Origin of the sequence: Rhodopseudomonas rhenobacensis (assembly GCF_014203125.1) — a bacterium.
GTDB classification, from domain to species: domain Bacteria; phylum Pseudomonadota; class Alphaproteobacteria; order Rhizobiales; family Xanthobacteraceae; genus Rhodopseudomonas_A; species Rhodopseudomonas_A rhenobacensis.
In genome coordinates this window covers 80,731-92,916 of record NZ_JACHIH010000013.1, presented here as the reverse complement: position 1 = coordinate 92,916, position 12,186 = coordinate 80,731, and the positions used below count along the sequence as shown (strand labels likewise).

General features: G+C 65.9%; 12 protein-coding genes. 7 read left to right on the top strand and 5 right to left on the bottom strand.

The window, feature by feature from the left end; genetic code table 11:
- Positions 1 to 3: 3 nt before the first annotated feature.
- On the top strand, positions 4 to 690 hold the full coding sequence (locus HNR60_RS12140; RefSeq protein WP_184257779.1) for a DUF1345 domain-containing protein: 687 nt from the start codon (positions 4 to 6) through the stop codon (positions 688 to 690).
- Positions 691 to 977: 287 nt separating this feature from the next.
- Here the strand turns inward: HNR60_RS12140 and HNR60_RS12135 are convergent, their stop codons facing one another.
- Positions 978 to 1,421 (bottom strand): BLUF domain-containing protein, encoded by a 444-nt coding sequence (locus HNR60_RS12135; RefSeq protein ID WP_184257777.1) that lies wholly within the window; start codon positions 1,419 to 1,421, stop codon positions 978 to 980.
- A 23-nt stretch (positions 1,422 to 1,444) separates the two neighbouring features.
- Positions 1,445 to 3,004, bottom strand: coding sequence for a putative bifunctional diguanylate cyclase/phosphodiesterase (locus HNR60_RS12130; RefSeq protein WP_246432914.1), 1,560 nt, complete (start codon positions 3,002 to 3,004; stop codon positions 1,445 to 1,447).
- Positions 3,005 to 3,311: 307 nt separating this feature from the next.
- Here HNR60_RS12130 and HNR60_RS12125 point away from each other — a divergent pair, with 307 nt between their 5' ends.
- The 3 genes from HNR60_RS12125 (at position 3,312) to HNR60_RS12115 (ending at position 5,521) form a co-directional block, all read left to right on the top strand.
- Complete coding sequence (locus HNR60_RS12125; RefSeq protein ID WP_184257773.1) at positions 3,312 to 4,913, top strand: Na+/H+ antiporter; 1,602 nt, start codon at positions 3,312 to 3,314, stop codon at positions 4,911 to 4,913.
- A 93-nt stretch (positions 4,914 to 5,006) separates the two neighbouring features.
- Positions 5,007 to 5,237 carry a hypothetical protein gene (locus HNR60_RS12120; protein WP_184257771.1) on the top strand — a complete coding sequence of 77 codons (231 nt, stop codon included), beginning with the start codon at positions 5,007 to 5,009 and terminating at the stop codon, positions 5,235 to 5,237.
- Positions 5,234 to 5,521 carry a type II toxin-antitoxin system RelE/ParE family toxin gene (locus HNR60_RS12115; protein ID WP_184257769.1) on the top strand — a complete coding sequence of 96 codons (288 nt, stop codon included), beginning with the start codon at positions 5,234 to 5,236 and terminating at the stop codon, positions 5,519 to 5,521. The genes HNR60_RS12120 and HNR60_RS12115 overlap by 4 nt, the downstream gene beginning before the upstream one ends.
- 21 nt (positions 5,522 to 5,542) lie before the next feature.
- Here the strand turns inward: HNR60_RS12115 and ispG are convergent, their stop codons facing one another.
- From ispG to HNR60_RS12100, 3 genes are all read right to left on the bottom strand, one after another.
- Positions 5,543 to 6,826 carry a flavodoxin-dependent (E)-4-hydroxy-3-methylbut-2-enyl-diphosphate synthase gene (gene ispG / locus HNR60_RS12110; RefSeq protein ID WP_184257766.1) on the bottom strand — a complete coding sequence of 428 codons (1,284 nt, stop codon included), beginning with the start codon at positions 6,824 to 6,826 and terminating at the stop codon, positions 5,543 to 5,545.
- 158 nt (positions 6,827 to 6,984) lie between these two features.
- Entirely contained in the window at positions 6,985 to 7,932 is a 948-nt protein-coding gene (locus HNR60_RS12105; protein ID WP_184257764.1) for a DMT family transporter, read from the bottom strand.
- A 32-nt stretch (positions 7,933 to 7,964) separates the two neighbouring features.
- Positions 7,965 to 8,468 (bottom strand): Fur family transcriptional regulator, encoded by a 504-nt coding sequence (locus tag HNR60_RS12100; protein ID WP_184257762.1) that lies wholly within the window; start codon positions 8,466 to 8,468, stop codon positions 7,965 to 7,967.
- Positions 8,469 to 8,648: 180 nt separating this feature from the next.
- Between HNR60_RS12100 and HNR60_RS12095 the strand changes: the two genes are divergently transcribed.
- From HNR60_RS12095 to HNR60_RS12085, 3 genes are all read left to right on the top strand, one after another.
- Complete coding sequence (locus tag HNR60_RS12095) at positions 8,649 to 9,131, top strand: MarR family winged helix-turn-helix transcriptional regulator (protein WP_184257825.1); 483 nt, start codon at positions 8,649 to 8,651, stop codon at positions 9,129 to 9,131.
- Positions 9,124 to 10,284, top strand: a complete 1,161-nt coding sequence (locus HNR60_RS12090; RefSeq protein ID WP_184257760.1) for an HlyD family secretion protein — start codon at positions 9,124 to 9,126, stop codon at positions 10,282 to 10,284. The genes HNR60_RS12095 and HNR60_RS12090 overlap by 8 nt, the downstream gene beginning before the upstream one ends.
- A gap of 296 nt (positions 10,285 to 10,580) precedes the next feature.
- The gene (locus HNR60_RS12085; RefSeq protein ID WP_184257758.1) at positions 10,581 to 12,143 is read left to right on the top strand and encodes an MDR family MFS transporter; all 1,563 of its coding nucleotides are present in this window, start codon (positions 10,581 to 10,583) and stop codon (positions 12,141 to 12,143) included.
- Positions 12,144 to 12,186: the final 43 nt, after the last annotated feature.

The following is a 12,186-nucleotide window of genomic DNA, read 5'->3' as shown; positions in this document are numbered from 1 at the left end:
CGGATGGCCGCGGACGCGCTCGACGACCCACGTCTGGCGCGCTTCCGCAAACTGCCGCGGCCGGCCCGCGTGGTCTATGCGCGGCCGCGCACCTTCGTGGCGATGGCGGTCGGCGCCGCGGCGTACTTCCTGCTGCCCGGCGAGCTGCGGTTGGTGACGCGGCTGCTGCTGAGCTGGGATATCTTCACGGGGCTGTATCTGGCGCTGGTGCTGGGCATGGTGCTGCGCAGCGGCGTCGCCCATATCCGCCGCAACGCCATCCTGCAGGACGACGGCCGCTTCCTGATCCTGCTGGTGACCGCGCTCGGTGCCTTTGCCAGCATGGCGGCGATCGTCTCCGAACTCGGCGCGTCACACCGCGGCGCGATGGAGCTGTTGCTGGCGACGCTGACCATCGCGCTGTCCTGGGCGATGGTGCACACCACCTTCGCGCTGCACTACGCGCATGACTACTATCGCGGCGCCAAGCCCGGCGGGTTGCAGTTTCCCAGCGGCGAGACCCACGAGGAGATCGACTACTGGGATTTCGTGTACTTCTCCTTCGTGATCGGAATGACCGCGCAGGTCTCCGACGTCGGCATCACCGACAAGACCATCCGCCGCACCGCCACCGCGCACGGCGTGGTGTCGTTCGTGTTCAACACCGCGCTGGTGGCGCTGATGGTCAACATCGCCGCCAGCGCGATCTGACGGTCTCACTCATAACGATTCTCCGCGAAATCCGATGCTCAAGTTCGTCATTGCGAGGAGCTGTTGCGACGAAGCAATCCAGGGCTCCGCGTGCAGCCACTGGATTGCTTCGCTGTCGGACGGCGCGGCGCGCCGTCCTCGGCTCGCAATGACGGAGTGAGTGTGTGTGCACGACGCGCGGCGGCACGACGTGTCGAAAAACCGCCGGTTCCCGGAACGCATCACAGCTGGCCCGGCAATTCCGGCACCGGCAACAGCCCGCGCTGATTCCTGCTGATGGAGTAGCGTCAGGCGGCGCGGCCCTCTTCCTCGAAGGCGATGTCGCGGATGATCTCGAAAATCCGCGCGCCTTCGAGTCCAGCCGTGGTGAAGCCGGTGGCAGCGGCGATATGACCGAACAGGTCCTGGCTTTCGCGCGATCGGCCGAAATAGCCCATCGACCAGCGCGCGAAAGCACGTTGGTCGGTGGCATCGAAGGCCAGCACCTGAACGTCGCTGTGGCGGACGTCCTGCTGGATTTTTTCGAAGGTGGCCTCCACGCTGTCGCGCGGGCCTTCCAGCACCTGGGCAAATATCCCGGTGTTGAAGATCAGTGCCCCGGTGATGTCCATGCGGGTGTTGTTGCGCTGGCTGGAGCGCAGGATCGAATCGATCTCCACGGTGATTGCTGCCGGACCGCCGACGATTCGATTTTTGCTGAAATACACCAGACGATAGAGTTGCGAATGCATGGTCCCTCTGCGCAGCCGGCCGATTACAGCAAGTTCGTACGGTTCCTGGTCGAGAGATAGCTCTCGATCTGGTCCGGAGCCATGGGCCGGCTGAAATAATAGCCTTGTACTTCGGTGCAGCCGTCGGAAGCGACGCGGGCGAGCTGATCGGCGGTCTCGACGCCCTCGGCGACGGTCGCCATGCCGAGGCTCTGGCCGAGTTCGGCGATCGCCCGCACGATGGCGGCGCCGACCGGATCGTTCGAGGTGCCGCGCACGAAGCTCTGGTCGATCTTGATCTTGTCGAACGGGAAGCTGCGCAGATAGCCCAGTGACGAATAGCCGGTGCCGAAATCGTCGAGCGCGACGCGCACCCCCATGGTGCGCAGCACCTGCAGCACCGCGTGCGCGGTGCCGCGGGCGTCGAGCATCACGCTCTCGGTGATCTCCAGCTCCAGCCGCCGCGGATCGAGGCCGCTTTCCGCCAGGGCGGAAATGATGGTCGAGACCAGATTGGGATTGCCGAACTGCACCGCCGAGACATTCACCGCGACGATGTGCGCCGGCGACCATTTCGCCGCCTCGCGGCAGGCGGTTCGCAGCACCCATTCGCCGATCGGGATGATCACGCCGGTCTCTTCGGCGAGCGGAATGAAATCCAACGGCGACACCGCGCCGCGGGTCGGGCATTGCCAGCGCAGCAGCGCTTCGAAGCCGGTGACGGTGTTGGTCCGCAGATTGACCTGCGGCTGATACACCAGCACGAATTCTCGCAGCGCCAGCGCGCGGCGAAGATCGATTTCGAGATGGCGGCGGGCCTGCATCCGCTCGTCCATCTCGGCCTCGAAGAAGCGGTAGGAACCGTGACCGTCCTTTTTGGCGCGACCGAGCGCGAGGTCGGCATTCTTCAGCAGGTGATCACAGTCCTGCGCGCCTGGCGAGGGCAGCACCACGCCGATGCTGCCGGCGACGTTGATCAATTGACCGTCGCACAGATAGGCGCGGCCGATCAGATCGACCAGCCGGATCGCCAGCGCGTCGGCGGATTGCGGCTGCGGCTGCCCCACCTGAATGATGCCGAACTTGTCGGCTTCGAGCCGCGCCACGGTGTCGCCGGCGGCGACCGCGGAGCGGATCCGCTTGCCGACCAGGCCGAGCAGCGCGTCGCCGACCTTGCGGCCGAGCGATGCGTTCAGCGCCTTGAAGCGATCGAGATCGACCACCAGCAGGGCGACGGTGGCGGCGGCGGAATCCGGATTGTGCAGCAGCCGGGTCAGCTGCTCGCGAAACATCAGCCGGTTGCCGAGCCCGGTGATGCCGTCGGTGCGGGCCGCTTCGGCCGCGCGGGCCTGCCCGGCCAGATGATCAGTCACATCGCCGGCGGCGATCAGCCAGCCCTGGTCGACCGGAAAGGTCTCGATTTCAAACGTGCGGCCGTTCGGAAAGCGCTCCTGGCGACTGGTTTTGCCGGCATTGCGACCGGCCTCGCCATTGATACGGGCGAGCATTGCATTGCCGCCCTCGGCGCCAAATAGCTCGTCGAACACGGAATTGCTCAACAACAGCCGGCCATCATGGTCGACCACCGCTGCGGCCCGTTTCATTTGCATGAACACGCTGAGCGCAAGCGCATCGGCTGGCTGCTGCGCGCGGAGCGCGGCAGGTGGGCGCCGTTTCGACGATTTGGCAAGTGCGAGGGACTGGGACTTGGCGCGGATCGGCATGATACGCAGCAAAGCGCGGGATCGTTGCAAAGACATGAATTTGCCGCGGTTGATGCAGGGCAAGGTGAATCAGCGGTTAGGACCGATCGACTGCGGGTTGCACGGGTCGGGCCGTATCGCTTGACCTGCCGGCAAGGCCGGGCGATTGCAGAATTAGGGATTGCCCCGAAGATGTCGCGGAGCCGCAGTGGAAGCCAAATTCCAGATCTTTTTGACCCTGCTCGTGGTGCTGGCCGGCACCGCCTGGTTGGCGCGGCGGATCGACGTCGCCCCGGCGATCCTGTTGCTGCTCGCCGGCATCGTGCTGGCGCTGGTACCCGGCGTGCCGCCGATCGAGTTGCCGCCGGAACTGGTGTTGCTGGTGGTGCTGCCGCCGCTGATCTATTCGGCCAGCGTGGCGATGAGCTGGCGCGAGTTCAAATTCAATCTGGAACCGATCGCGCTGTTGGCGATCGGCTGCGTGATCTTCACCGCCTGCGCGGTGGCGACGGCGACGCATCTGCTGCTCGGACTGCCGTGGAGCATCGGGTTTCTGCTCGGCGCCATCGTGGCGCCGCCGGATGTCGTGGCGCCGCTGGCGATCGCGCGCAAACTCGGGCTGCCGCGTCGCATCCTGGTCGTCCTGGAGGGCGAAGGGCTCGCCAACGATGCCACCACGCTGATTCTGTATCGGTTCGCGGTGGTGGCGATCACCACCGGCGCGTTCTCGCTGCCGGTCGCGTCCGCCACCTTCGCGGCGATCCTGGCCGGCGAGGTCGCATTCGGCATCGCGATCGGCTGGCTCAGCCTGCGGCTGCGCCATTGGGCGCGCGATCCGCAGATCGAGATCACGCTGTCCTTGATCACGCCCTATGCGGCCTATTGGATCCCCGAGCATCTCGGCGGCTCCGGGGTGATCGCGACCGTCACCTGCGGGCTCTACATCAGCTGGAACGGCCCGCTGCTGATCTCTTCGGCGACGCGGCTGCAGGGCATCTTCTTCTGGGATTTGGTGATCTATCTGGTCGAGGGGCTGCTGTTCCTGCTCACCGGCTTTCAGATGCGGGTGCTGCTGGAGAAATCCAAGGAGTTTCCGCTCGGCGACATCCTGTTCGCCACCGGCCTGGTCGCGGTGATCGTGATCCTGGCGCGGTTCGCCTGGGTGTTTCCCGGCACCTATCTGCAGCGGCTGTGGCGGCCGCGGCTGCGCGCCGAGCCGCTGCCGGACTGGCGCGCGATGTTCGTGGTGGCGTTCACCGGGGTGCGCGGCGCGGTGTCGCTGGCGGCGGCGCTGGCGCTGCCGTTGACGCTGCCGTCCGGCGTCGACTTTCCGTACCGCGACCTGATCCAGATGGTGTCGTTCGGCGTGATCCTGATCACGCTGGTCGGGCTCGGCCTCAGCCTGCCGTGGGTGGTGCGGCTGCTCGGCATCACCAAGGACGGCCACGCCGAACGCCGCCGCGAGCGCGAGGCGGAGATTGCGGCGCGGCGCCAGGCGCTGGACGCGGCGCTGGCCTCGCTCGACGCCATCACCGACGACCGCGAACTCTCCGACGAGGTGGTGAAGCTGCTGCGTGCCCGACACGAGACTCGCGCCAATCAGCTGCCGCAGCCGCCGGACGCCGACGGCAACGACGTCACCGCGACCGGCGCCGCGCTGGTGCGCGAACTGATCACCGAAGAACGCAAGTTCATCCACGCCCAGCTCCGCGACGGCAACATCACCGACGAAAGCCGCCGCCGCATCGAGCGCGACCTCGATCTGGAGGAGGCGAGCCTGGCGAATAGGGAATACAAGAAGGGGGCGTGAGCGGGCGGAGGGCGCGTCCCGAGGCGCGGTGCAACGTGCGAGGCTGCCGCAAACCGGATGTCCTGGCGTTCAAAAAGCTGCTAATCTGGCCGCATGACGAGAGAAGCCCTCGAAGTTCTGCTGGACAGCGTATCGACCTGGCCTGAAGAGGCGCAGGAAGAATTGTTGAGGTCATTTTCCGAGATCCAGACGAAATATCTGGGCGTCTATCAGCTCAACGATGATGAGCGCGCCGCGGTCCGCCGGGGACTTGCGGAAATGCGGGAAGGGAAACTCGCCAGCGACGAAGAGGTCGCGGCGCTCTTTAATCGCTATCGTGAATGAATGTGCGCTGGTCAAAGACCGCGCTTGTCGAACTCGACGAGATTTTTCGTTATATTGCTAAGCGCAACAGACGCGCGGCCAGCTCAGTGGTTCGGCGCATCGAAGCATTGACCGAGCGACTTGAACAATTCCCGTATAGCGGCCGTTTGACGAACGAAACCGGGGCACGGGTCGTTTCGGTCGTCCGTTATCCGTTCGTCATCTTCTACGCGATCGACATTCCGGCTGACGAGGTCGTCATCCTACACATCCGGCACACGGCTCAAGCGACGGCGCTTGATTAGCTTCGCCGCCGCGGCGTCTGCTTACTCCGCCGCGCTGACCGGCGCCGCGACGCCCGCGCCGTAGCGCTGCTCGATGTAGTCGATCACCAGCGCCTTGAACTCGCCGGAGATGTTGGCGCCGCGCAGGGTGCGGAATTTCTGGCCGTCGACGAACACCGGCGCCGCCGGGGTTTCGCCGGTGCCGGGCAGCGAGATGCCGATATTGGCGTGCTTGCTCTCGCCGGGGCCGTTGACGATGCAGCCCATCACCGCGACGTTGAGATTTTCGACGCCCGGATAGCGGGTCTTCCAGGCCGGCATTTCGACGCGGATGAAGTCCTGGATCGAGCGCGCCAGTTCCTGGAACGTGGTCGAGGTGGTGCGGCCGCAGCCCGGGCAGGCCGCCACCAGCGGCACGAAGGTGCGGAAGCCCATGGTCTGCAGCAGTTCCTGCGCGACCTGGACCTCCAGCGAGCGGTCGCCGCCGGGCTCCGGCGTCAGCGAAATCCGGATGGTGTCGCCGATGCCCTGCTGCAACAGGATGCCGAGCGCCGCCGAGGAGGCGACGATGCCCTTGGAGCCCATGCCGGCCTCGGTGAGGCCGAGATGGATGGCGTAATCCGAACGCGACGCCAGATCCTGGTACACCGCGATCAGGTCCTGCACCGCCGAGACCTTGGCCGACAGCACCATCTTGTTCTTCGGCAGGCCGATTTCCTCGGCCCGCGCGGCCGACAGCAGCGCCGACTGCACCATCGCCTCGCGGGTCACCGCGCGGACGTCGCGCGGCTTCGCCGACACGGCGTTCTCGTCCATCAGCTTGGTCAGCAGTTCCTGATCGAGCGAGCCCCAATTGGCGCCGATCCGCACCGCCTTGTTGTTCTTGATCGCGATCTCGACGATGTCGGCGAACTGGCTGTCGCGCTTGTTCTTGAAACCGACATTGCCCGGGTTGATGCGGTATTTGTCCAGCGCCTCGGCGCAGGCCGGGTAGTCGGCGAGCAGCTTGTGGCCGATGTAATGGAAGTCGCCGATCAACGGCGTGGTGATGCCGCGCTTGCGCAAGCCGTCGCGGATATGCGGCACCGCGGCCGCGGCTTCCTCGCGATCCACCGTGATCCGCACCAGTTCGGAACCGGCGCGCGTCAGCGCTGCGACCTGTTCCACCGTGCCGGCGATATCGGCGGTGTCGGTGTTGGTCATCGACTGCACCACGATCGGGGCGCCGCCGCCGACGGCGACGTTGCCGACCATGACCTGGGTGGTGACGTGCCGGGCCGCGGGGCCGGCGAGGTCGTTCGGAAGCGGATTTTCGAGCTTGTTCATGGGGCCCCAAATATCAGATTTTGATGACAGTCAGCAATCGATCAATGGATGCAGGAACCCGGATCAGAGGTGGCATGCACCTCTCAGATGGCCCGCGGACGGGGGAAACCAAGGGGCGGCGCCGAGTGAGCGACCTTCCAATCCGGTTCCACACGCAGTTACGGGGCCCGGTTCCCGACCGGCCTCACCGCGGTCGCCGGCGCGGGCTTGTTCACGAGATACAACCCCGCGGTCACCAGCAGCGCCGCGACGCCGAAGGTCGGCGTCAAGGGGTCGTCCATGATCAGATAGCCGGCGGCGACGCCGAACAGCGGGGTGATGAAGGTGAAGGCCGACAATTTGCTGGCCGAATAGGTCTTCACCAGCCCGAACCACATCAGGAAGGTCAGCCCGACCACCCAGATCGCCTGATAGGCCATCAGCGCCCAGGTGACGGGGCCGGGCCATTGCGGCAGGGTTTCGCCGGAAAGCCAGGAAGCGAGCGCCAGGATCGGGATCGACACCGCGACCTGATAGCCGAGGCCGCGTTCCGCCGGCACATGGCCGAGCCGGGTGGTCTTGACGATCAGCGTGGTGGCGGCCCACAGCGCGCCGCCGCCGATCATCAAGAGGTCGCCGAGCAGCACGCTGGCGTCGACATTGGGCTGCGGCACGCCGATCGCCAGCGCGACGCCGACGAAGCTCAGCGCCAGCCCGCTCCATTGCAGCCGGCGCAGCCGCTCGTGCAGCAATTGGTAGGCGCCGAACGCCACGAAGAACGGCGAGGTATAGAGGAACACCACGGCGCGCGACGCCGTGGTCAATTTCAGGCCCTGATAGATCAGCACGAATTCCAGCCCGAACAGCACGCCGGCGCAGAGCCCGGCGCGCCAGGCGCCGTCGCGGTGCCACAGCTTCACCCCGCGGGCCTGCGCGACCAGAAAGATCACCGCGAGCGCGCCGACCGAGCGGATCGTCGCCTGCAGAAACGGCGGGATTTCCGGCAGCACCAGCTTGATGGCGACCTGATTGAAGCCCCAGGACAGGCAGCACAGCAGCACCAGGGCGATCGCGCCGAGGCTCAGCGGACGCGCGGTCGGCCCCGCGCTCGGTTGCTGTGACGGCATCGGCCCCCCGGCGTGTCGCCGTGATTGATTGATCAGAGGCCGGGCGGTTCGGCCGACAGGCAATGCGCGCAGGTGCCGGCGATTTCCACTACCGCGAGCTTCGGCGCAAAGCCGCTGGCGCGCGCCGCCTCGTTGAGCCCGGTGGCGAGCGGGCCGGCCGGAATTTCGCCGACCGAGCCGCAGCGGTCGCAGATCAGGAACGCCACCGTGGCGGCGTCGTCGTGGTCGTGCGCGCAGGCCAGGAAGGCGTTGCGGCTCTCGATCCGGTGCACCAGCCCGTTCTGGATCAGGAAATCCAGCGCGCGATACACCGTGATCGGCGCCGGGCGCGCGGCGTCGCGGGCCAGTTCGTCGATCACCTCATAGGCGCCGAGCGGCCGGTGGCTGGTCAACAACGCCTGCAGCACGCGGCGGCGGATCGGCGTGAAGTTCTGGCCGCGGCGCTGGCAGATGCGTTCGGCGTGATCGATCGCCTCCGTGGCGCAACGGACGTGATCGTGATCGGGCGGCGGGAAGGTCGGCTTGGCGGCGGTCATGCCTCCTATGTAGCGCGCCGCGGGCGTTTCGCCCACCGTTTCATCAGCGGTGATGCTGCGACACCGAAGTTCCGCAACGCGGAACGTATGCGCGCCGGACAAAGATACCATACCGAAACGCCGCTCGCAGAAATGATGAGCTTGCTTATCTTATGCAACGATAGGGAGTTTGAAACGACCATGCCGCGCGGTTCCGTCGAGCCCAATTTTCTGTTTACGCTGGCCGAGGTACAGCGCCTGGTGCGCTGCTATGCCGACAAGGCGGCGTCGCGCTACGGCATCACCCGGGCGCAATGGGCGGTGCTCGCCAAGGTCGAGCGCTGCGAAGGCCTCAAGCAATCCGAGCTCGCCGAACTGCTGGAGATGCAGCCGATCACGCTGACGCGATTGATCGACCGGCTGTGCGAGCATGGTTGGCTGGAACGGCGCAGCGACGAGACCGACCGCCGCGCCAAACGTCTCTATCTGCGCAAGGCCGCGCGCCCGTTGCTCGGCAAACTGGCCGGGCTGCGCGCGGAACTCACCGCCACCGCGCTCGCCGGAATCAATCCGGTCGAGGTTCATCGATTGGTCGGCCATCTCGAAACCATCCGGGAAAACGTCCGCAACGCCATCCATCAGGCGAATGCGGTGCCCCAAAGAAAGGTCCAGCATCATGGCTGATCCGGTGCTGAAACTGGCGCCCGAAGCGAAGAGCAATCCGCAGCCGCGCGTCGACGCCACGGCGCCGCCGCGGCGCGGCCTGCTCGGCGCGCTGAAGGCGTATCGCCGCCCGCTGTTGCTGATCGTGCTGCCGCTGGTGGTGCTGATCGCCGGCATCGCGTTCTATCTCGAGGGCGGCCGCTACGTCTCCACCGACGACGCCTATGTGGGCGCGCAGAAGGTGCTGATCACGCCGGACGTCGCCGGCAAGATCATCGACGTCACGGTGAAGGAAGGCCAAGTGGTCGCCACCGGCGACGTGCTGTTCCAGATCGATCCGGTGCCGTTCCAGCTCGCCGTGCAGCAGGCCAAGGCCAAGCTCGACGACGCCAAGACCAGCCACGACAATCTGGTCGCCAATGTGAAGCTGTATGGCCAGACCGTCGAACTGGTCAACGCCGGCATCGCCATCAAGCAGCGCGACGTCGAACGCAAGGGCTCGCTGGTGAAGAGCTCGGCCGGCTCGCAGCTCGACCTCGACAATTCGAATTCGGCGCTGGTCACCGCGCAGGCGCAGCTGCAGTTGGTCAAGCAGCAGCAGTCCACCGCGCTCAATCAGCTGCTCGGCAATCCCGAGCTGCCGCTCGAGCAATTCCCGGCCTACATGCAGGCCAAGGCGGCGCTCGACGACGCGCAGCGCAACCTCGATCTGTCGACGGTGCGCGCGCCGATGAACGGCACCGCCACCCAGGTCGACAACATCCAGCTCGGCCGCTTCGTCGCCGCCGGCAATCCGGTGTTCAGCGTGATCGACACCACCGCGCCGTGGGTCGACGCCAATCCGAAGGAGAGCGATTTCACCTACGTCACCATCGGCCAGAAGGTGACGATCGATATCGACGCCTTCCCCGACCACACTTTCGTCGGCACGGTCGGCTCGCTGTCGCCGGGCACCGGCGCGCAGTTCGCGATCCTTCCGGCGCAGAATGCCACCGGCAACTTCGTCAAGGTGGTGCAGCGGGTGCCGGTGCGGATCTATTTCGACACCAACGACAAGGCGGTGCGCAAACTGAAGGCCGGCATGAGTTCGTATGTCTCGATCGACACCCAGCACACCCGCTCGCTGGCGGGGCTGATCGGGCTGTCGTCGGCCAAAGCGCAGCCGCAGGACTAATCGGACGTGATGGATTTAGTATCATACGCGACCCGCGCGCAGCCGCACCTCTCCCCGCTCTTCGCGGGGAGAGGTCGACCGGCGAGCGTTAGCGAAGCCGGGCGGGTGAGGGGCCTGGCACGGCCGTTCGAGATCATTGCGCTCACTGGTCGGATCGCCCCTCACCCCACCCCTCTCCCCGCAAGAGCGGGGCGAGGGAGCCGGCTGCTGCCGGCGCTACGCCTCATCAAGCTGTCGCCGCTGCAAATTGCTCCGCCCGGCAAATGCTCGGCGTTGAAACCCGGAGCAACTCATCGATGACCACCGCAGGCGCAGCCCCGGTTGCAGTTCCAGGATTGCGCCGCAACATGGTGACGGTCTGCGCCATGACCGCGACCATCATGCAGGCGCTCGACACCACGATCGCCAACGTCGCGCTGCCCTATATGCAGGGCTCGCTGTCGGCGTCGCAGGACCAGATCAACTGGGTGCTGACGTCCTACATCGTCGCCGCCGCGATCATGACCGCGCCGGTCGGCTGGGTCGCCAATCGCTTTGGTCGCAAGCGCATCTTCATCATCTGCTCGGCCGGCTTCACCGTGGCCTCGGTGATGTGCGGGCTCGCGCAAGACATTACGCAAATGGTGTTGTTCCGGCTGCTGCAGGGCGTGTTCGGCGCGGCCTTGGTGCCGCTGTCGCAGTCGGTGATGCTCGACATCTACGCGCTGCACGAGCGCGCCAAGGCGATGTCGATCTGGGGCATGGGGGTGATGCTGGGGCCGATCATGGGGCCGTCGCTCGGCGCCTGGCTGACCGAAACCTATTCCTGGCACTGGGTGTTCTTCGTCAACCTGCCGTTCGGCATCGTCACGGTGGCGGGACTGTTAGTCTTCATGGACGAGACCAAACTGAACCACGCGCTGCGGTTCGACTGGTTCGGTTTCGCCGCCCTTGCGATCGGGATCGGCGCGATGCAGCTCGCGCTCGACCGCGGCGAGCAGCTCGGCTGGCTGGAATCCGGCGAGATCATCACCGAATGCATCGTTTCGGTGGTCGGCTTCTACTACTTCTTCGCGCATTCCTTCACCACGCCGAAGCCGTTCATCCAGTTCGCGATCTTCACCGACAAGAATTTCATCGGCGGCTGCGTGTTCATGGCGGTGATGGGCTTGGTGCTGTTCTCCACCATGGCGCTGTCGTCGCCGTTCATGCAGAACGTGATCGGCTTTCCGATCCTCACCGCCGGCCTCTTGCTGGCCACCCGCGGCACCGGCACCTTCGTGGCGATGATGCTGGTCGGGCGGATCATGCGGCATATCGAGGCGCGCACGCTGATCGCCGGCGGCCTCGCACTGACCTGCGCCACGCTGTACTACATGACGCAGTGGACCGACCAGACCAGCGTTTATAGCATCATCGTCGTCAGCGTCGCGCAGGGCTTCGGCTTCGGGCTGGTGTTCGTGCCGCTGTCGACGGTGGCGTTCCTGACGCTGCCCGGCCATCTGCGCACCGACGGCACCGCGATGCTGACGCTGGTGCGCAACGTCGCCTCGTCGATCGGCATCTCGGTGGTGATCGCCGAATTGACCTCGGGCACGCGGCGGGCGCATGCGGTGCTGACCGAATACGTCACGCCGTTCAATCACGCGATGCAGATGCCGGACGTCCGCGGCACCATCGACATGGCGACCGACACCGGGCGGGCGATGATGGACGCCATCGTCACCATGCAGGCGCAGATCATCGCGTTCTCGCAGGACTACGCGCTGGTGATGTTCCTCACCGCGCTGGCGATCCCGGCGGCGATCATCATCGGCTCGACCAAGGCGACGCTGCGCCAGCAGTCCGAGGCGCCGGACCATGCCGCGGTGATCGATTAGAGACTGTTCGGTTAGGATTGAATCATCCAACCAAAATGCAGTC